Below are 19,205 nucleotides of genomic sequence, written 5' to 3'. Positions count from 1 at the left end.
CGTGAATACCGCACTGACCGCCACCTACGCCCTTACCGTCCTGCTGCTGATCGCCACGCCCGGCCCGGTGGTGGCCCTGATCGTCAACACCGCCGCCGCCTCGGGCTCGCGAAAGGCCCTGTTCACCGCGGTCGGCACCAACTGGGCCTCGCTGGTGCTGATCGGCGCGGCCGCCTGGATCATCCTTACCAGCGCGGCCATCGACAAGACCTGGCTCAGCGCCATGAGCCTGCTGGGCTGCCTGTTCATCGGCTACATCGCCCTGGGCACCCTGCGCGAAGCGCTGCAGGCCCCGGTCGACAGCGCACCGCAGGCCACGACCAGCACGCAAGCGGGCCGCGGGGGCCTGCTGCAGGGCTTCATGGTCGGTATCTCCAACCCCAAGGACATCATCTTCTTCATCGCCTTCTTCCCACAGTTCATCCAGATCACCGAGTCGTTCGGCAAGAGCATGGTGGTGCTGTCGCTGCTGTGGATCGCCATCGATTTCGCCGTGCTCAGCCTGTACATCTTCGCCATCGGCAAGATCGCCTCGCCGCGCAGCAACCGCCTGATCAGCCTGGCCTCCGGCGTTGCCCTGCTGCTGATCGCCGCCGTCGGCCTGGCCTACAACCTCAGGGAGCTGGCCGCCTGAGCCAACCCCTAACAGAAGGAGCGCCCATGACCCCGATCCCCCCCGCCACCACCGGCAGCATGGGCACGCCCGACCCCTTGGCGCAGGACTATCAGCGCTTCCTGCAACTGGGTAGCCGCCGCGCACCGCACACGCTGTATGTGCACGAGCGCGGCTACCGCTGCGCAACCATCAACACCGACGCCCTGGGCATGCGCTACAGCCATTGCGCCGGCAAGCGTTTCTCGGTGGCCGAGCGCGGCGGCGCGGCGCGGGTCAACCTGCTGGTGGGCGGTTCCACCGCCATGGGCATCGGCGCCAGCTCCGACGAACACACCGTGGCCTCGTACCTGTCGGTGCTGACCGGCGAGATCTGGTTGAGCCTCGCAGGTTGCGGCCTGAACGCAACCCAGGAACTGCTGATGTTCCTCACTCACCAGCACCGCTTTGGCCAGATCGGCCACGTGGTGGTGCTCAGTGGCCTGAACACACTGGCCCAGGAGGCCCTCGCCGAAGTCCTGGCCGGTGCGCAGGACCCGCATCGGGCACAGGCCTACCAGGATTTTCTCAACCGTTTCAACGAAGGCGTGCATGCCGGCGGCGAAGCGCGCCGCGAGTCGTTCTGGCAACGCCTTGGCCAACTGCTGGCGCCAGCCCGGGAAACCCACTGGCCGCCAGTGGAACCGCTGTCGAGCCCGGACAAGCGCCTGATCCGCGCCGCCGATGCCGTGGGCCGCACCCTGCGCCAGTGGGACCGGCTGCTGGCGGACGGCCACACCACCCTCACCTTCATCCTGCAACCGCTGCTGCCCTGGTGCCGCGAGGCACTGCCCAAGGCGGAACAGGCCATGCTCGCCAAGCTCGAGCGCCAGCCATCGAACTTCGACCGCCTGCTCGGCGACACCTTCGACAGCCAGCTGCACATGGCCTTCTTCCGCCGCATCAAGAGCCAGGCCGACCCGGTCCCCTGCTACGACATGAACAGCATGCTCAGCAGCTCGCCGGTGTTCGCCGAGCGCCTGTTCGTCGATCGCCTGCATTTCAACGACCTGGGCAACAATGCGCTGGCCAAGGTGATCACTGCCAAGCTGGGGCTGGCCCAGGAAAGACAGGCCCTGCGCAAGGTCGCACCGATCAAGCTGGTCTGATGAGCGGACGCCGGGCTTTCGGGAAAGGCACGCGGATGGATAGAATAGGCCGTCGTCGCTCCTGATTCGCCCGAGGCACCGTGTAACTGCCATGACCATTCCTGCCTTCCCCTCGCTCCTGGCCCGTCCTCGCGCTCGCCTGGCTGCGACACTCCCGTTGCTGCTGGCCGCCACAGGCGCCCAGGCCCTGGACGTGAGCATCGACCCCCATGCCGACCTGCTCTATCGCCAGGCCCTGCCGCTGCTGGAACAGGCCGACAACCAGGACGACAACGCCGGTCCGCTGCGCACCGCCAGTGGCGACCCCGAGCTCAGCCGCCAGGGCCAGGCGATGGCCCACACGCTGCCCACGGCGGTGGCCCTGCTGAAAAAGTCGGTGGAACTCGGCCACCCGGTAGCCCAGTACCGCCTGGCGCTGTACTACACCACCTATCTGCCGGCAGGACAGATCGCCGAGGCCGCCTGCCCGTTGCTGGAAGCCAGCCTCAAGCAAGGCTTCGCCCCACCCGCGCTGGCCATCGCCCACTGGTGCTCCCCGTACAATGCCAGCCCCGCCTACCGCGAGGCGCTGGAGGCGGTTCCCAGCATGGCCACCTTGTATGCCGCCTACTATCCGCAGCCGGCCACCCGCCTGGTGTGCAACCGTACCCGGCCCCAGGGCCTGCAACTGCAGTGGGGGCGCCAGCGCGACTACCAGGCCGAGATCTACCGCCTGCTCGGTGAGCTCGACCCGCGCCAGCGCCAGGCCTTCCTGCAGAAGGCGGTGGACATCAACGGCTGCGCCGCGGCGCAACAGCGCCTGACCAGCAACCGCTGAGGATCGCTACACAGCGATACATAAACCCACCACCCCCGACACACTGTCGATACCCCGCCACCACACACTCCCGGCCACGACAGCGCGACGGCAGCCCGCCGTTGCCGCCTACACCGGGATGCCTGTTCATGAAAGCCCTGCCACTGTTCACTGACTGGAAGCTGTTCAACGCCCTCGACCACACCGGCAACTGGAGCGCCGACCTGCCGTTGCGCCTGTTCCTGGCCTGGGAGTTCTTCGAATCGGGCCTGGAGAAGTTCAACGGCACCAACTGGTTCGCCGACCTGCAAAGCAGTTTTCCATTCCCGTTCAACCTGTTGCCGGTGGGTCTCAACTGGCAGCTGTCGATGTGGGCCGAAATGATCTGTCCGCTGCTCCTGCTGCTGGGGCTCGGCACCCGTCTGGCCTCGGCAGTGCTGATGGTGGTGACGGTGGTGGCGATTGCCGCCGTGCACTGGCCGAGCCAGTGGTCGAGCCTGGCGGAATTGGGGCGGGGTTATGCGATCACCGACCAGGGTTTTGGCAACTTCAAGCTACCGTTGATCTACCTGGTGGCGTTGCTGCCGCTGCTGTTGAAAGGGGCTGGAAGGTTGAGCCTGGATCACTGGCTGCGCCGGTACCTGTAGGAGCGGCCTTGTGTCGCGAAAGGGCCGCAAAGCGGCCCCAGGTCACGCAATTGTTGCATGGTTCATTGGGGCTGCTTCGCAGCCCATTCGCGACACAAGGCCGCTCCTTGCGATAGCGTTACACGTCTTCTGCCAGGTTGTCCTCATCCCGCCGATGCGCCCACTGATACAACGCTGGCAACACCAGCAAGGTCAGCGCCGTCGACGACAGGATCCCACCGATCACCACCGTCGCCAGCGGTCGCTGCACCTCGGCGCCGGTGCCGGTGGCCAGGGCCATGGGAATGAAGCCCAGCGACGCCACCAGCGCGGTCATCAGCACCGGCCGCAGGCGGGTCAACGCCCCCTCTTCCACCGCCGCGCGCAAGCTCCGGCCTTCCTCGCGCAGGTTGCGAATGAAGGCAATCATCACCAGGCCGTTGAGCACCGCGACGCCCGACAGCGCGATAAAGCCTACCCCCGCCGAGATCGACAGCGGGATATCCCGCAACCAAAGCGCCAGCACCCCGCCGGTCAGGGCGAAGGGGATGCCGGTGAACACCAGCAGGCCATCCTTGAGGTTGTTGAACATCATCAGCAGCAAGGCCATGACCAGCAGCAGCGAGACCGGCACCACCACCCGCAGGCGCTCTGCCGCCGACTGCAACTGCTCGAATTGGCCGCCCCAGCGAGTCCAGTAGCCCGGCGGGATCTGCACCTGGTCGATCAGCGTCTGCGAGGCCTGTTCGACGAACGAACCCAGGTCACGCCCACGCACGTTGGCGCTGACCACCACCACGCGCTTGCCATCCTCGCGGCTGACCTGGTTGGGGCCCAGCTGCAGGTTCAGGGTGGCCACCTGTGACAGCGGGATGAAGCCGATCTGCGAGGCACCGGCGGCGGCGCTGGCCGGCACCGGGATCAGCAGGCCGGACAAGCCGTCGACATCGGTGCGTAGCGCTTCCGACAGGCGCACCACCATGTCGAAGCGGCGGTCGCCTTCGTACAGGGTGCCGGCAGTGCGACCACCCACGGCGATGGCAATGGCGTCCTGAACATCGCCCACGTTCAGGCCGTAACGGGCGGCCTTGTCACGGTCGATATCGATGGTCAGCACCGGCAGGCCGGTGGTCTGCTCGACCTTCACCTCGGAGGCTCCCGGCACCTGCTGCAAGCTCGCGGCAATCTGCGCGGCGGTGCGGTTGAGTACCTCCATGTCGTCGCCGAACACCTTCACCGCGACATCGCTGCGCACCCCGGAGATCAGCTCGTTGAAGCGCAGCTGGATCGGCTGCGACAGCTCGTAGTTGCTACCCGGCACGCTGGCGGCGGCACGCTGTACCTCGAAGATCAGTTCATCGCGCGGCTTGCCTGGATCCTGCCATTGCTCGCGGGGCTTGAGCATCACGTAGGCGTCGGAGATGTTCGGCGGCATCGGGTCGGAAGCGATCTCGGCTGTGCCGGTACGGGCGAACACCCGCTCGACTTCCGGCACCTGGGCGATGATGGTCTTCTCCAGCCGCTGCTGCATGTCCACCGACTGCGACAGGCTGGTGCCCGGCACGCGCAGGGCCTGCAGGGCGAAATCACCCTCGCTGAGGCTGGGGATGAACTCACTGCCCATGCGACTGGCCAGCACGCCGGACAGCAGCACCACGGTGGCGGCGCCGGCGAACGCCAGGTTGCGCCGGCCCAGCACCCAGTCCAGCACCGGGGCGTAGCGGCGGCGGGCGGTGCGCATGACCGCGCCCTCCTCCTCCTTCACCTTGCCGGTGACGAACAGCGCGAGCGCCGCCGGAACGAAGGTCACCGAAAGGATCATCGCCCCCAGCAGCGCCATCACCACGGTGAAGGCCATGGGGTGGAACATCTTGCCCTCGACCCCTGTCAGGGCAAAGATCGGCAGGTACACCACCATGATGATCAACTGCCCGTAGATCAGCGGCCGACGTGCCTCGCGGGCGGCGGCGAACACTTCGTGGAAGCGCTCGGAGCGGGTCAGCATGCGGCCATGATGCTGCTGGGCATGAGCCAGGCGGCGGATGGCGTTCTCGACGATCACCACCGCGCCGTCGACGATGATGCCGAAGTCGAGTGCCCCCAGGCTCATCAGGTTGGCGCTGACCTTGTTGCTGAACATGCCGGTGAAGGTGAACAGCATCGACAGGGGGATGACCATGGCGGTGATCAACGCCGCGCGGATGTTGCCCAGGAACAGGAACAATACGGCGATGACCAGGATAGCGCCTTCGATGAGGTTCTTCTTCACCGTGGCGATGGCTTTTTCCACCAGGTTGGTGCGGTCATAGACGGTGATCGCCACCACGCCCTTGGGCAGGCTGCGGTTGATCTCCTCGAGCTTGGCCGCCACCGCCTGGGACACTGTGCGGCTGTTCTCGCCGATCAGCATGAACACCGTGCCCAGCACCACCTCGCGGCCATTCTCGGTGGCGGCGCCCGAGCGCAGCTCCTGGCCCAGGCCAACCTGGGCGACATGGCTGACGCGGATCGGCGTGCCATCGACGCTGGAGATGACGATGTTGGCGATGTCCTCGGCCGAGGCCACCTGGCCCGGGGCGCGGATCAGCAACTGCTCGCCGTTGCGCTCGATGTAGCCGGCGCCGACGTTGGCATTGTTGCGCTCGAGCGCCGCGACCAGGTCGTTGAGGGTCAGCTTGTAGGCCGCCAGGCGCTTGGGTTCAGGCGCGATCAGGTACTGCTTGGCATGGCCGCCGATGCTGTTCACCTCGGCCACACCCGGCACGTTGCGCAGCTGCGGCTTGATGATCCAGTCCTGGATCACCCGCAGATCGGTGGCGGTATAGGACGTGCCGTCGTCCTTCACCGCCCCCTCCTCGGCCTCGACCGTCCACAGGAAGATCTCGCCAAGGCCAGTGGAGATCGGCCCCATGGCCGCCTCGATGCCTTCGGGCAACCGCTCGCGGGCCACCTGCAAGCGCTCGTTGACCAGCTGGCGGGCAAAGAAGATGTCGGTGCCGTCATCGAAGATCACCGTCACCTGGGACAGCCCCGAACGCGACAGCGAGCGGGTCTGCTTGAGGCCTGGCAGGCCGGCCATGGCGGTCTCGATGGCGAAGGTGATGCGCTGCTCGGTCTCCAGCGGCGAGTAGCCGGGCGCTGCGGTGTTGATCTGCACCTGCACGTTGGTGATGTCGGGCACGGCGTCGATGGGCAGCTTCTGGTAGCTGTGGATGCCCACGGCGGCCATCAGCACCACGGCGAGCATCACCACCAGGCGTTGCTCGATGGCGAACTGGATAAGGCGTTCGAACATGAATGGCGTCCCCGGTCAGTGGCTGTGTTCGGCCGAGCCTTTGCCCAGCTCGGACTTGAGGACGAAGCTGCCGGCGGCGGCGACCACGGTGCCGGCGGCCAGCCCCTCGCGCACTTCCACCTGGCCGGCGTCGCGGCGCCCGGTCTTCACCGGGCGGGCCTCAAAGCCCTCGTCGGTACGGGCGAACACTACGGTCTGTTCATCCCAGGTCTGCAGTGCGCTTTCCGGCACCACCACGGCGGCGTCGAAACGCTCGACGGTAACCGCGATGTTGACGAACAGCCCGGGGCGCCAGGCGCCATTGGGATTGGCCAGGGTGGCGCGCACGGTGGCGGCGCGGTTCTGCTCGCCGAGCAGGCTGCCGACGTAGTTGACCTTGCCCTCCACCTGGGCGCCGAGGTCCGGCGCGCTGACGCTGACGCCACGGCCGCTGACCACCTTGTCCAGGTCGCGCGGGGCCACGGCGAAGGTGGCCCAGACCCGGCTCAGATCGGACAGGGTGAAGGCATTGCTGGTCTCGTCCACCACCTCGCCCACGGTCAGGTGCTTTTCCACCACCACCGCGTCGAACGGTGCACGCAACTCGTAGCGGTTGCCCTTGCCGGCCGGCGCCACGGCGGCGGCCTTCTGCCCGGCGTTGGCAGCGGCGATCTCGGCCTCCTGCAGCGCCTGGCGGGCCTGCAGGTAGTCCTGTTCGGCGCTGATGCGCTCCTGCCACAGCTGCTTCTCACGCTCGAAGGTCAAGCGGGCCAGCTCCAGGCGGCGCTGGGCGGCCTGCTGCTCGCTGCGCAGCTCGGAGATCTGCTGGCTGGCGATCACCGCCAGCACCTGGCCACGCTTGACCGCCTGGCCCAGCTCGGCCTGCACCGACTCGACCACGCCGGGGACGCGGGGCACCACGTGGGCGGTGCGGTCCTCGTCGAAGCGGATCTCACCGGGGAAGCTGATGGCAGTGCCCAAGGTGCGCGGGCCGGCAGTGGCCAGCTGCACGCCGGCGGCCTGGATCTGCTCGGCGGAGAGATGCAACTGGCCCTCTTCGTCGGCATGGCTTTCGCCTGCGGACTCACCGTGGCCATCGTCCTTGTCTTCGTCGTGGCCGTGGCCGGCTTCGCCGTGGTCGTCGTGCTGGGCCTGGCCGCTGCCGGCCTTACCGAGGGTGCCGGTCCAGGCGGCACCGCCGAGGCCGATAACGGCCAGGGCAGCGGCGAGGATGGCGAGCTTGCGTGGGTTGGTCATTGTTGCTCCTGCTGGAAAAGTCGTTGCAGTTCAGGGCCCATCGCGGGGCAAGCCCGCTCCCGCGGGAATGCGTGGGAGCTGGCTTGCCCCGCGATGGGTCGAGGCTCAAAGCTCGCCGTAGATCCGCTCCACCTGCGCCCGGGCATCGGTCGCCTGGGCCAGCGCTTCGAGGTACAAGCCCCGTGCATCGATCAGCGTTCGCTGGGCGTCGAGCACATCAAGGAAGGCGAACTTGCCCATCTCGAAGCCGCGTGTGGCGGTGTCCACCGCCTGCTGGGCGGCGGGCAGGATGGTGCGGTCGTAGGCCTGCACTTCGCCCATGGCCGTGCCCCACTGCTCCAGGGCGCTGCGGGTTTCGCTGCGCAGGCGCAGCTCCACGGCGTTGCGCAGGTCACGGGCCTGGTCGGCGCGACGGGCGGCGGCCAGCACGTTGCCCTGGTTGCGGTCGAACAGCGGCAGCGGCATCGACAGCCCGACCACGTTGACCCGCTCACGGTCCTCGCGGCTGTACTGGCTGCCCAGGCTGACGGTCAGGTTGGGAATGCGCTGGGCCTTCTCGGAACCGAGGCTGGCATCGCCACGCTCGATCTGTGCCGCGGCCAGGCGCCATTCGGCGGTCTGCTCGACCTTGGCCAGCAGGGGTTCGGCCTGCGGCGCCGGGCCGGGTGAGAGGTTGCTCGCGTCGAGCCGGTCGAAACGGGCCTCGGCACTGCCCGTCAGACGCGCCAGGACCTGGTTGGCCACGCCACGTTCGGTGCGTGCCCGACGCACCGCCGCCTCGGCCTGGGCCAGCTGGACCTGGGCACGGGTGGCCTCCACCGGCGAGGACTGCCCGGCGCGCACCCGCCCCTCCACCACCCGCAGGCCGCGTTCGGTCAGCGCCTGCGACTGTTGCGCCAGCTCCAGCGCGGTCTGTGCCCGCAAGGCGGCATGAAAGGCCTGGATCACATCCGCGCGCAGGCTGTTGCGCTGGCGCTCGAGCTCCAGCCGGGCGATTGCCTGGCCGGCCTTTGCGACTTCGATCCGCGCGCCGCGCTTGCCGCCCAGCTCCAGGGCCTGGCTGAGGGTCACGGTGGTGGTGCTGGTGGCGCGGCGGGTGTCCTCGACCTCCCAGGACAGCTCGGGGTTGGGGATCAACCCGGCCTGGCGGCGCTCGCCCTCGGCGATGCCGATCTCACGGCCGATGGCGGCGAAGTCCGGGTTCTGGGAGAAGGCGGCGTCGAGCGCCTGGTCCAGGCTCAGGCCCTGGGCACCGGCAGGGCCGGCCAGCAACAGGCAGAGCAAGGCGATCTTGCGGGGGATGGGCACGGCGGAAGTCCTCGTCGACAAGCGGCGGAATGCTTTGGCGAGGGACTTTAGGCAGCGGTGGTTATCGGGGCGGTGGCGGGAAGATTACAATTCTGTAATCAAGTATGCCGAGGGTGGATCGCCCTGAAATTTGGGCCTTTCAGGGTGTTCGACGTTAGCGTTGCAGCACCTATGAGATCGAGCGCCGCGCGGGCGGCGCTCGATCTCATAGGTGCTACAGAACTCTCGCCAGGCACCTCTGCGCCATCACCCAATCAAAACCACCCGCAAACACTTGCCATCAGCCCAATCCCGAAATACTGTATGAATAAACAGTTATCTCGGACACTCCCATGCAGCTCATCGCCAAGCTCGGCATCCTCGCCGACGCCGCCAAGTACGACGCGTCCTGCGCCAGCAGCGGCGCCCCCAAGCGCAGCTCTCGTGGCCGCGACGGCCTCGGCGCCACCGACGGCATGGGCATCTGCCACAGCTACACCCCGGACGGGCGCTGCGTGTCGCTGCTCAAGGTGCTGCTGACCAACTTCTGCCTGTACGACTGCCAGTACTGCGTCAACCGCCGCTCCAGCAACGTGCCGCGGGCGCGTTTCAGCCCCGAGGAAGTGGTGCGCCTGACCCTGGACTTCTACCGGCGCAACTGCATCAGCGGCCTGTTTCTCAGCTCCGGCATCATCCGCTCGGCCGACTACACCATGGAGCAACTGATCCGGGTGGCCCGTCTGCTGCGCGAGGAGCATGGCTTTCGTGGCTACATCCACCTCAAGACCATCCCCGACGCCGACCCGCTGCTGATCGAGGAAGCCGGACGCCTGGCCGACCGCTTGAGCGTGAACATCGAGCTGCCCACCGACGCCAGCCTCGAACGCCTGGCCCCGGAGAAGCGCGCCAGTACCATCCGCCAGGCCATGGGCGTAATCCACCACGGCCAGCAGGCCGTCGCCGGCGAACCACGAGCGCCACGCTTCACCCCCGCCGGGCAGAGCACCCAGGTCATCGTCGGCGCCGACGCCACCGACGACAGCGCCCTGCTGCGCAACGCCGAGTCGCTGTACCAGGGCTATGGCCTCAGGCGCGTCTACTACTCCGCCTTCAGTCCGATCCCCGACAGCCCCTCCAGCGTGCCCCTGGCCGCCCCGCCGCTGCTGCGCGAGCACCGCCTGTACCAGGCCGACTTCCTCCTGCGCGGCTACGGCTACAAGGCCGGCGAGCTTTTGGGCGAAACCGGCAACCTGGCGCTGGATATCGACCCCAAGCTGGCCTGGGCGCTGGCCAACCGCGAGGTATTCCCGCTCGACGTCAACCGCGCCGAGCCGGCCCTGCTGGCGCGCATCCCAGGTATCGGCCTGCGCAGCGTGCAGCGCCTGGTGGCCCTGCGTCGCGAGCGGCGCATCCGCTACGACGACCTGATCCAGTTGCGCTGCGTGCTGGACAAGGCCCGCCCGTTCATCGTCACCAGCGACTACCGCCCGGCCCAGGCCGAGCTGCGCAGCGGCCTGCTGCGCGCCCGCCTGCGCGAACCCCAGGCACCGGTGCAGATGGGCCTGTGGGGATGATCGCGCTGGATTGCGATGACGACTTCGCCACCTGGCGCGACCAGGCGCGGCAACTGCTCGGCCATGGCATCGACCCGGCCACGGTGACCTGGGGCCAGGCGCGCATGGACGACCTGCTGGCCGTGCCCACGCCCCTGCCCGACGGCCCCGGTCCGTTCCGCGCCCGCGTGCCGGCGGCGCTGCTGGCCCAGCTGGAACAGGCCGGGCGTTACCGCGGCGAGCAACGCTGGAACCTGCTGTACGAAGTGCTGTGGCGCGTCGCCCATGGCGACCGCACCGCCATGCTCGCCGGCGACCGCCTGGGCAGCGAGATGCAGCGGCGCATCCGCCAGGTCGGCCGCGAAGCCCATCACCTGTATGCCTTCGTGCGCTTCGTGCCACTGCCCGAGGCACTGGCCGAGCAGTTGCAACTGGACCTGGTGGCCTACCACGAACCTGCCCACGACATCCTCGACAGCGCCTGCGGGCATTTCGCCGATCGCCTGGGGCGCCAGCGCTGGTTGATCGCCACGCCCTGCGACGGCGTGCGCTTCGACGGCCAGCACCTGGACTACCGGCGCCAATGCCCGGAGCAATGGCGGCAGTGGGCGCGCAACGCCGAGGACCCCGGTGCCGAGCTGTGGCTGGCCTACTACCGGCACACCTTCAACCCCGCCCGGCTCAACCCCGGCGCGTTGCGCCAGCACCTGCCCGGGCGCTTCTGGCGTCATCTGCCGGAGGGCCCACTGATCCCCGAGCTGGTCGGCCAGGCGCGACATGGCAAACAGCGCGACGGGCAGGCGCTGGAGGTCGGGCGCCAGCGTGGCAAACGCATTGCTTCAGGGAACCACAAACCAAACGAATAGAATTTGTGAAAAGTTCACCATTTTCCGATTCGAAAGCATTGTTGCGGGCCTGACAATCCGACACACTTATTGCTAATTATTCTCATAAGCACTAGCGATAAGGATAAAGCCCGGCATGTCACCGCACATCTCCCCTCACCGCTTCACGCCCGCCCGCAACCTGTTGGCCATGGCCATCTGCATGGCAACCCTCACTCCCGCGCTGGCCGAGGAACAAGCGCCGGCCGTGATCGAGCTGGGCGCCACGGCCATCAACGACAGCAGCCTGGGCAGCACCACCGAGGGGTCGAAGTCGTACACCACCGGCTCCATGTCCACCGCCACCAAGCTGCCGTTGACCATGCGCGAAACGCCCCAGGCGGTGACCGTGATCACCCGCCAGCGCATGGACGACCAGGGCATGACCAGTATCAACGACGTGGCCAGGTACACGCCGGGGCTGTTCCTCAACCAGTCCAACGGTCCGGGCCGGCAGACCTACAAGGCCCGCGGCTTCGACGTCGACAACGTCATGTACGACGGCATCCCCAGCGCGTACACCGGCTGGGTGGTCGGCGCCCAGCCCAACCTGGCGATGTTCGACCGGGTCGAGGTGGTGCGCGGCGCCACCGGCCTGGTCACCGGTTCCGGCACGCCGTCGGCGGCCATCAACCTGGTGCGCAAGCGCCCGCTGGCGGAACAGAAGGTCACGCTCACCGGCGCCGCCGGCAGCTGGGACAACTACCGCGGCGAACTCGACGCCTCCAGCCCGCTCAACGACAGCGGCACACTGCGCGGCCGCGTGGTGGCCTCGTACCGCGACGCCAACGGCTTCCGTGATGGGCAGCAGGAAGACCACGGACTGTTCTATGCGATCACCGAGGCCGACCTGGGCGAGGACACCACCTTGACCCTCGGCCTGTCCCACCAGAAGGACAAGACCAACGTGTTCTGGGGCGCGATCCCCACCGACCTCAACGGCCACCACCAGGACCTGCCACGCTCGTACAACCCGGCCACCGACTGGGAGGTCAAGGACCAGGAGATCAACACCCTGTTCGCCGAGCTGCGCCAGCACCTGGCCAATGACTGGAAGCTGCAGGTCAACGCCATCTACAGCGAACAGAACGCGCTGTTCCGCGGCTCGTACCAATCGCGCTGGGACCTGGCCAAGCCGCTGAGCCGCACGGTCTACCAGTCGGCCCACGACGAGAACCAGCTGGGCCTGGACACCTTCGCCAGCGGCCCGTTCGAGGCCTTCGGCCGCACCCACGAGCTGGTGGTCGGTGCCAGCAAGCGCATCTACGACATGACCGAGCGCAACTACAGCCCCTACGACCTGGACTACCCCATCGACGGCGGCAAACCGGACTTCCTGCACACTGGCAGCAGCCGCTACCTGATCAACCAGGAAGGCGTGTACACCACCACCCGCCTGAGCCTGGCCGACCCGCTCAAGCTGATCCTCGGCGGGCGCCTGGACTGGTACGACTACGACCTGCGCGGCAGCAACGAGGGCGACTACAAGGTGACCCGCAACGTCACCCGCTATGCCGGCCTGATCTACGAGCTGGACGAGCACCACTCGCTGTACACCAGCTACACCGACATCTTCCAGCCTCAGGACAACAAAGACCCCAGCGGCACGCCGGTGCGACCGATCGAAGGCAAGAACTACGAAGTGGGCATCAAGGGCGAGTACTTCGACGGCGCGCTCAACGCCAGCCTCGCGGTGTTCCGTATCGACCAGCAGAACCGCGCGGTCGAGGTGGACAAGAGCCTGTGCCGGGCCGGCCAGTTCGCCTGCTACGAAGCCTCAGGCGAGGTGCGCAGCCAGGGCATCGACTTCGAGCTGCAGGGCGCGCTGACCGAGCAGTGGCAGATTGGCGCCGGCTACACCTATGCCCGTGTGCACAGGGTCAAGGACGCCAAGAACCCGCAGAACGTCAACAAGCCGTTCGAATCCGACACGCCGCAGCACCAGTTGAAGCTGTTCACCACCTACCGCTTCCAGGGCCCGCTGGAGAAACTGCGGGTCGGTGGCGGCGTTACCTGGCAAAGCCGCATGTACAACGACTTCACCGTGGCCGACGGCAGCAGCTATCGCCTCGAGCAGGGCGCCTACGCCGTCACCGACCTGATGGCCGGCTACGCGGTCACCCAGCACCTGGACCTGCAGCTCAACGCCAACAACGTGTTCGACAGGAAATACTACTCGTCGATCTCCAAGTCGGTGAACTATGGCGGCGATACCTTCGGCGATCCGCGCAACCTGATGCTGACGGCCAAGTACAGCTTCTGAATCCCTGGGCGCAAGGATGCGCCTCCAGGCCTAACGCGCTTCTACAGACTTCACGCATGCACCCACCGCCGATGCAGCCCGCGCGCCAGGGCATCGAGCATGAACCCCAGCACACCGATCAGCAGCACCATCGCCATCAGCTCCGAGTAGGCCAGCCGATCGCGGGTATCGAGGATGAAGTATCCCAAGCCGGCGCTAACCCCGAGCATTTCGCACGGCACCAGCACGATCCACAGGATGCCGATGGCCAGGCGCACACCGGTCAGCACATGGCCGATCACCCCGGGGATGACCACCTTGCACAAGGTCTCCCAGCGCGTGGCACTGAGGCTGCGGCTCAACTGCAACCAGCGCGGGTCGAGCTGGCGCACCCCGGCGGCGGTGTTCAGCAAAATCGGCCACAGCGCGGCGAAGGCCAGCAGGAAGTAGATCGGCTGGTCACCCACGCCCATCAGCATCACCACCACCGGCATCCACGACAGCGGCGAGATCATGCGCAGGAACTGGAACGCCGGCGTGGTCGCCGCCTCCAGATGCCGGTAGCTGCCCACCAGCAGGCCCAGCGGCACGCCGATCAGCAGCGCCAGCAACAGGCCAACAAGGATGCGCTTCAAGCTTACCCAGATGTGCCCATAGACCTCGCCCTGCCCCAGCAGCTCGACCAGGCTGTGCAGCGTGGCCTGGGGCGCGAAACGCGCCGACAGGCCATCGGCGGCGCCGAACAGGCGCACGCCCGCCCACCACAGCAACAACAGCGCCGCCAGGCCCGCCAGGCCCAGGGCACCATGCACGACATGCCTGCGCATCAGACCGCGAACTCCTCGCTACGCTGGAAGTCCTCGGCGATGCCGAACGCGGCCGGGCCACCCACGGCGGCGATGGCGTTGCGCACGAAACGCTCGTCCACCAGGTCGCGGGCAGTCTGCGCCGGGTCCAGACCGGCGAGGAAATCGCTCTCGCCGACGATCAGGGTGTTCTTCAGGCGCTTGACCAGTTCCTCGGTGTAGCTGGGGAAGGGGTAAGGCTGGAAGTCGATGCGCTTCTCGTCCCACTGCTGGTGCTGGATCGCGCCGCTGGCGATGTAACCGGCGCGATCTTCGGCGGAAGGCGCCAGCACCTTGGTCAGCACCGCCGGCTCGTGCGGGGTGTACTTGTTGGGGCCGGCCTTGGACAGCAGGGCTGCGGCCTCGGCGCGGTGCTCGCGGGTCCACTGCTGGGCCTTGACGATGGCGTTGACCACCTTCTGCGACCACTCCGGGCGATTGTTCAGGTCGTGCTCGTGCATGAACACCACGCAGCAGGCATGGTTGCGCCAGACATCACCGGTGAAGCGCTGCACGCGGCCAACCTTGAGGTTCTCGGCCAGGGCGTTGAACGGCTCGGCGACGATATAGCCAGCAATGCGCTTGCTGGCCAGGGCCGGCGGCATGTCCGACGGCGGCAGCACCAGCAGGTTGACCTCGTTGTCCGCCAGTTGCGCGTCGGCCGGCTTGGACACGGGCTTCAGACCGTTGTCACCGAGCATCTGCTGCAGCACCACGTTGTGGATCGAGTACCAGAACGGAATGGCCACGGTCTTGCCGCCGAGCTGCTTCATCTCGGTGATGTCCGGGGCCACGGTCAGGCCCGAGCCACCGACATGGTTCCAGGCCACGACCTTGGCCGGCACCTTGCTACCGTAGCGCGCCCACACGGTCATCGGCGACAGCAGGTGGATGACGTTGACCTGGCCGGAGATGAATGCCTCGATCACCTGCGCCCAGCTGCGCAGCAGCACCGGGCGCTCGGCCTTGATGCCCTCGGCCTCGAACAGGCCGTTGTTGTGCGCCACCAGCAAAGGTGTGGCGTCGGTAATCGGCAGGTAGCCGATACGCACGGGCGCGTCCGGCTCGGCGGCGGCGCGGGCCTGCAGGCTCGACAGCAGCGGCACGGCACCGGCGGCGGTAAGCATGGCGCTCAGCTTGAGAAAATCGCGACGGGACGTCGTGGAACAGCAGTCATCCATGCACATGGACAGCCTCCGAGGGCAAGGGGGGTGGAGTGGGTTCGGCTGTGCGGCTTGCCCGCCGAAGGGTTTTCAGGATCTCGATGCGCAGCGCGCCCAGTTCCTCGACCCGCTGCGCGCGGGGCTGCGGCAGGTCGATGTGCCACTGGCCGAGGGTGCGCGCCGGGTGGTTGCCCAGTAGCAGCACGCGATCGGACAGCAGCAGGGCTTCGTCGATATCGTGGGTAATCAGCACCGCAGCGGTATTGTGGGTGGCGATCAGTTGCAGCAGCAGTTGCTGCATGTCGGCCCGGGTCACCTCGTCCAACGCGCCGAAGGGTTCGTCCAGCAACAGCACCTCGGGCTGGCGCGCCAGGCAGCGGGCCAGCGCGGTGCGCTGGGCCATGCCGCCGGACAGCTGCGCCGGGTACTGGCCACGGGCGTGGCCCAGGCCCACCGCGTCGATGGCGTGGTCGATCCGTGCACGCCGCTCGGCCGCCGACAGCTTGGGCTGGCGGGCGAAGTCGAGGCCGAAGGCGACGTTCTTCTCAAGGGTCAGCCAGGGCAGCAGGCTGGGGTCCTGGAACGCCACCGCCAGACGCGGATGCGGCCCCTGCAGCGGCTCGCCGCGCAACTGCACGCGGCCGCCACGGGCCTGCTGCAGGCCGGCCAGCACACGCAGCAGGCTGGACTTGCCGACCCCGCTGGGGCCGAGGATGCTGACCACTTCCCCCGGCGCCAGCGCCAGGTCGAACTGCTCCAGCACCGCCTGCCAGCCACCCTCGCGCGGGTAGCCCAGGCTGATGTCACGGGCTTCGAGTAGCACGTCGGTCATGCAGAGGCCGCCTGGCGTTGCAGCTCGGCGCGCAGTTGCACCAGGCTCGGAGTGACGATCGGCACGAACGCCGACTCGCGCCAGCGGCGGGCGAAGCCCTCGCCATAGGCGGTCAGGTAGGCCTTGCCACCGCTGGCCTGCAGCTCCAGCTGCACGGCGTCGGCGGCGCATTCGGCGAGGGTGATGCGCAGTTTGAACAAGGCGGCCGGCTGGCTCTGGAAGCGGTCGTCGCGCAGCCCCTGCTTGAGCTCGGCGACGGTGTTCTCCAGGCGCTCGGCGAGCACCTGGCGGGCCTCCTCGAGGAAGGCGCCACGCCCTTGCAGGTGCGCCTGTGCCTCCTCCAGGGCGCGGCGTGCCAGGCCGATGGCCATGCCGCACTGCAGCGCCAGGAACGCCGGACGCACCCTGGGCAGAAACGCGCGGGCGTTGTCGTGTAGCAGCCAGTCGCGCGCCAAAGGCACCTGGTGGAAGGCCAGCGCCGCCGTGTTGCTCGACTGCAGGCCCATCAGTTGCAGGTCGTCGGAGCGCTCCAGGCCCGGCGCGTTCGACGGGATGGCGACCACGAACGGCGCGCCACCGGTATCATCCTCGATGGCCGCGGCCACCACGAAACCGTGCTGGCGCAGGTTGGTCACCCAGTGCAGGCGTCCTTCCAGATTCCAGCCATCGCTCGCGGCGCGGCCACGCACCTGCAAGGCCTCGATGCCGGAAAGAAACTTCATGGCGTTGGACAGGCCGGTGGCCCCGGCCAGCTCGCCCTTCAGCAGATCGGGCAGCAGCCGCTCGCACAGCGCCCGGTTGGGGCTTTGCAGCAAGTATTCGATGAAGGCGCGCTGGCCCCAGCAGACGAAGGCCGCGGCCAGCGAATGGCTGGCGATGGCGGCGATGGCCTCGACCGCCGCGGTGACGTCGCCACCCGAGCCGCCAAGGGCCGGGTCGACGCCGATGCGCAGCAGTTGCGATTCGGCGATCTGCGCCAGCACCCGGTGTGGATCGCACTGGCCCTGGTCGATGGCCTCGGCATTGGCATCCAGCCATTGTCGAAATGCATGATCAAGCATGTCCCTACTCCTGTTGAAACGCCGGGCGCGCCGGCATCAGGCCCCGATCAGGCCGATGGCTGCCAGCGGTACTTGCCGAGCTCGTCGTTGAGCGGCGTCTGGGCGAACACATTAGCAAAGTTGCACAGGGTTGCGAGGCTCACGCCGAGAATCACTTCCAGGGCGTTGCCTTCGCTGAAACCGGCATCGCGAAACGCCTGATAGGTGGTGTCAGAAACGTTGCCACGGGTGTCGATCACCTCGCGGGCGAACGCGGCCAGGGCCTCGTAGCGGGCGTCGGGCAGCTCGCCACGGGCACGCAGGGCATCGACCACTTCCTGGGGCAGCTTGGCCTTGTTCAGCGCCACAGCGGTGTGGCCGGCAACGCAGAAATCGCAGCCATGCTGGGTGGCGGCGATCAGTTGCACCACTTCGCGCTCGGCCAGGGTCAGCTCGGATTTGCCGTTGAGCGCCGAGACGGTAACGTAGGTTTCCAGCGCCGCCGGGGCGTTGGCCAGGATGCCCAGCAGGTTGGGGATGAAGCCGGAGTTCTTTTGCGCGTTCTCAAGGAATGGGCGGGCGGCTTCCGGGGCGGTCTGCAGGCTGTGTAGAGTGATGCGTGCGGACATGGAGTGGTCTCCTTTGATGTAGGTCGCTACAGTCTGTTGGTTATAAGAAGTAGCATCCATATTCATCAGTCGCCTTTCCTTGCTCCAGAGTCCTTGCATTAGATGATTTCTTCCAGCCCCCTCGTCGATTGGTTATTAGAGAGCCTGGAGCTCGACGCCAGCCTGTTCCATGTCGGCCGCTACTGCGGCGGCTGGCACGCCAGCACCCAGGGCATGGGCCGGGCCAGTTTCCACCTGGTGGTGCAGGGCCATTGCTGGCTGCATATCGATGGCCAGGCGCAGCCGCTGCGCCTGGAGAGCGGCGATGCGGTGTTCCTTTTGCGTGACCTGGCCTATCGGCTGTCCGGCGACAAGGAGGCCGGCGACGCCTGTGCCCAACCGCGCCGAAGCATGCAGCCGCTGGACCTCGAAGCCGGAGACGGCGTGGGGCTAGTGTGCGGGTTCTTCCACTTCCAGTCGGGGTTGTCGTCGCTGATCGTCGACGGGCTGGCGGACTGGATCCTGCTGCGCGCCAGCGAGCCGGCCGGCAGCGCGGCGCGGGCGCTGTTCGGGCTGATCCTCGAGGAATGCCGTCGTCCGCAGCCCTCCCAGGCGCTGCTCGAACGCCTCACCCACCTGTTGTTCCTGTATGTGCTGCGCCAGCAGGTGCACGCCGGCCAGTCGCTGGGCGGCCTGGTCGCCCTCGCCCGCCAGCCGGCCTTCGCCGGCTTGCTGGAACGCCTGATCGAGGAGCCGGGGCAGGCCTGGACGCTGGAGAGCATGGCGGCCTGCACGGGGCTTTCGCGCTCGGCCTTCTTCAAGCGCTTCAACGAGCTGGCCGGGCAATCGCCCGGGCAGGTACTGCTGGCGCTGCGCATGCGCCATGCCTGCCAATTGCTCAAGACGGGCAATACCGTCGAACAGGTGGGCGCGCAGGCGGGCTATCAGTCAGTGGCGGCCTTTACCCGGGCATTCGCCAAGGCGGTCGGCGTGCAGCCAGGAGCCTATCGCAAACAGCAGGGTGCGGGATAAGGCGC

The 19,205-nt window shown here is 67.5% G+C and carries 16 protein-coding genes; 8 read left to right on the top strand and 8 right to left on the bottom strand.

What is annotated here, in order from left to right:
• Position 1: 1 nt before the first annotated feature.
• The 4 genes from AC25ND_RS24670 to AC25ND_RS24655 all read left to right on the top strand — a co-directional run bounded on the left by AC25ND_RS24670 (position 2) and on the right by AC25ND_RS24655 (position 3,204).
• Positions 2-634, top strand: a complete 633-nt coding sequence (locus AC25ND_RS24670) for a LysE family translocator (protein ID WP_062359732.1) — start codon at positions 2-4, stop codon at positions 632-634.
• Between the two features lie 26 nt (positions 635-660).
• Positions 661-1,761, top strand: a complete 1,101-nt coding sequence (locus AC25ND_RS24665; protein ID WP_182324734.1) for a hypothetical protein — start codon at positions 661-663, stop codon at positions 1,759-1,761.
• A gap of 91 nt (positions 1,762-1,852) precedes the next feature.
• Entirely contained in the window at positions 1,853-2,578 is a 726-nt protein-coding gene (locus AC25ND_RS24660; RefSeq protein ID WP_036986331.1) for a hypothetical protein, read from the top strand.
• Positions 2,579-2,706: 128 nt separating this feature from the next.
• Positions 2,707-3,204: an HvfX family Cu-binding RiPP maturation protein gene (locus AC25ND_RS24655; protein WP_486976634.1), complete on the top strand. Its 498-nt coding sequence runs from the start codon at positions 2,707-2,709 to the stop codon at positions 3,202-3,204.
• Positions 3,205-3,322: 118 nt separating this feature from the next.
• Here the strand turns inward: AC25ND_RS24655 and AC25ND_RS24650 are convergent, their stop codons facing one another.
• The 3 genes from AC25ND_RS24650 to AC25ND_RS24640 form a co-directional block, all read right to left on the bottom strand.
• Positions 3,323-6,478, bottom strand: coding sequence for a CusA/CzcA family heavy metal efflux RND transporter (locus AC25ND_RS24650; protein ID WP_028691818.1), 3,156 nt, complete (start codon positions 6,476-6,478; stop codon positions 3,323-3,325).
• Between the two features lie 15 nt (positions 6,479-6,493).
• Positions 6,494-7,714, bottom strand: a complete 1,221-nt coding sequence (locus AC25ND_RS24645; RefSeq protein WP_028691819.1) for an efflux RND transporter periplasmic adaptor subunit — start codon at positions 7,712-7,714, stop codon at positions 6,494-6,496.
• Between the two features lie 105 nt (positions 7,715-7,819).
• Positions 7,820-9,022, bottom strand: coding sequence for a TolC family protein (locus tag AC25ND_RS24640; protein ID WP_062359723.1), 1,203 nt, complete (start codon positions 9,020-9,022; stop codon positions 7,820-7,822).
• Positions 9,023-9,354: 332 nt separating this feature from the next.
• On the opposite strand from AC25ND_RS24640, the gene AC25ND_RS24635 reads away from it, so the two are divergent.
• The 3 genes from AC25ND_RS24635 (at position 9,355) to AC25ND_RS24625 (ending at position 13,701) form a co-directional block, all read left to right on the top strand.
• Complete coding sequence (locus AC25ND_RS24635) at positions 9,355-10,575, top strand: putative DNA modification/repair radical SAM protein (protein WP_028691821.1); 1,221 nt, start codon at positions 9,355-9,357, stop codon at positions 10,573-10,575.
• Positions 10,566-11,420, top strand: a complete 855-nt coding sequence (locus AC25ND_RS24630) for a TIGR03915 family putative DNA repair protein (RefSeq protein ID WP_486976633.1) — start codon at positions 10,566-10,568, stop codon at positions 11,418-11,420. Before AC25ND_RS24635 ends, AC25ND_RS24630 begins: the two co-directional genes overlap by 10 nt.
• 115 nt (positions 11,421-11,535) lie before the next feature.
• The gene (locus AC25ND_RS24625; protein ID WP_486976632.1) at positions 11,536-13,701 is read left to right on the top strand and encodes a TonB-dependent siderophore receptor; all 2,166 of its coding nucleotides are present in this window, start codon (positions 11,536-11,538) and stop codon (positions 13,699-13,701) included.
• Between the two features lie 50 nt (positions 13,702-13,751).
• Here AC25ND_RS24625 and AC25ND_RS24620 read toward each other — a convergent pair whose 3' ends face one another.
• Genes AC25ND_RS24620 through AC25ND_RS24600 form a run of 5 tightly spaced genes read right to left on the bottom strand, consistent with a single transcriptional unit; the run spans position 13,752 to position 18,189 of the window.
• Positions 13,752-14,507, bottom strand: a complete 756-nt coding sequence (locus AC25ND_RS24620) for an ABC transporter permease (RefSeq protein WP_062573589.1) — start codon at positions 14,505-14,507, stop codon at positions 13,752-13,754.
• Positions 14,507-15,712, bottom strand: coding sequence for an ABC transporter substrate-binding protein (locus AC25ND_RS24615; RefSeq protein ID WP_028691825.1), 1,206 nt, complete (start codon positions 15,710-15,712; stop codon positions 14,507-14,509). Before AC25ND_RS24615 ends, AC25ND_RS24620 begins: the two co-directional genes overlap by 1 nt.
• Positions 15,699-16,520 (bottom strand): ABC transporter ATP-binding protein, encoded by an 822-nt coding sequence (locus tag AC25ND_RS24610; RefSeq protein WP_028691826.1) that lies wholly within the window; start codon positions 16,518-16,520, stop codon positions 15,699-15,701. Before AC25ND_RS24610 ends, AC25ND_RS24615 begins: the two co-directional genes overlap by 14 nt.
• Positions 16,517-17,581: an acyl-CoA dehydrogenase family protein gene (locus tag AC25ND_RS24605; protein WP_486976631.1), complete on the bottom strand. Its 1,065-nt coding sequence runs from the start codon at positions 17,579-17,581 to the stop codon at positions 16,517-16,519. The genes AC25ND_RS24610 and AC25ND_RS24605 overlap by 4 nt, the downstream gene beginning before the upstream one ends.
• Positions 17,582-17,628: 47 nt before the next feature.
• The gene (locus tag AC25ND_RS24600) at positions 17,629-18,189 is read right to left on the bottom strand and encodes a carboxymuconolactone decarboxylase family protein (protein WP_028691828.1); all 561 of its coding nucleotides are present in this window, start codon (positions 18,187-18,189) and stop codon (positions 17,629-17,631) included.
• Between the two features lie 102 nt (positions 18,190-18,291).
• Between AC25ND_RS24600 and AC25ND_RS24595 the strand changes: the two genes are divergently transcribed.
• Positions 18,292-19,200 carry an AraC family transcriptional regulator gene (locus AC25ND_RS24595; RefSeq protein ID WP_486976630.1) on the top strand — a complete coding sequence of 303 codons (909 nt, stop codon included), beginning with the start codon at positions 18,292-18,294 and terminating at the stop codon, positions 19,198-19,200.
• Positions 19,201-19,205 lie beyond the last annotated feature (5 nt).

Source organism: Pseudomonas sp. P110(2024) (genome assembly GCF_057480795.1).
Note: the sequence above shows the minus strand (reverse complement) of the source record. Positions and strands in the feature narration are given on the sequence as shown.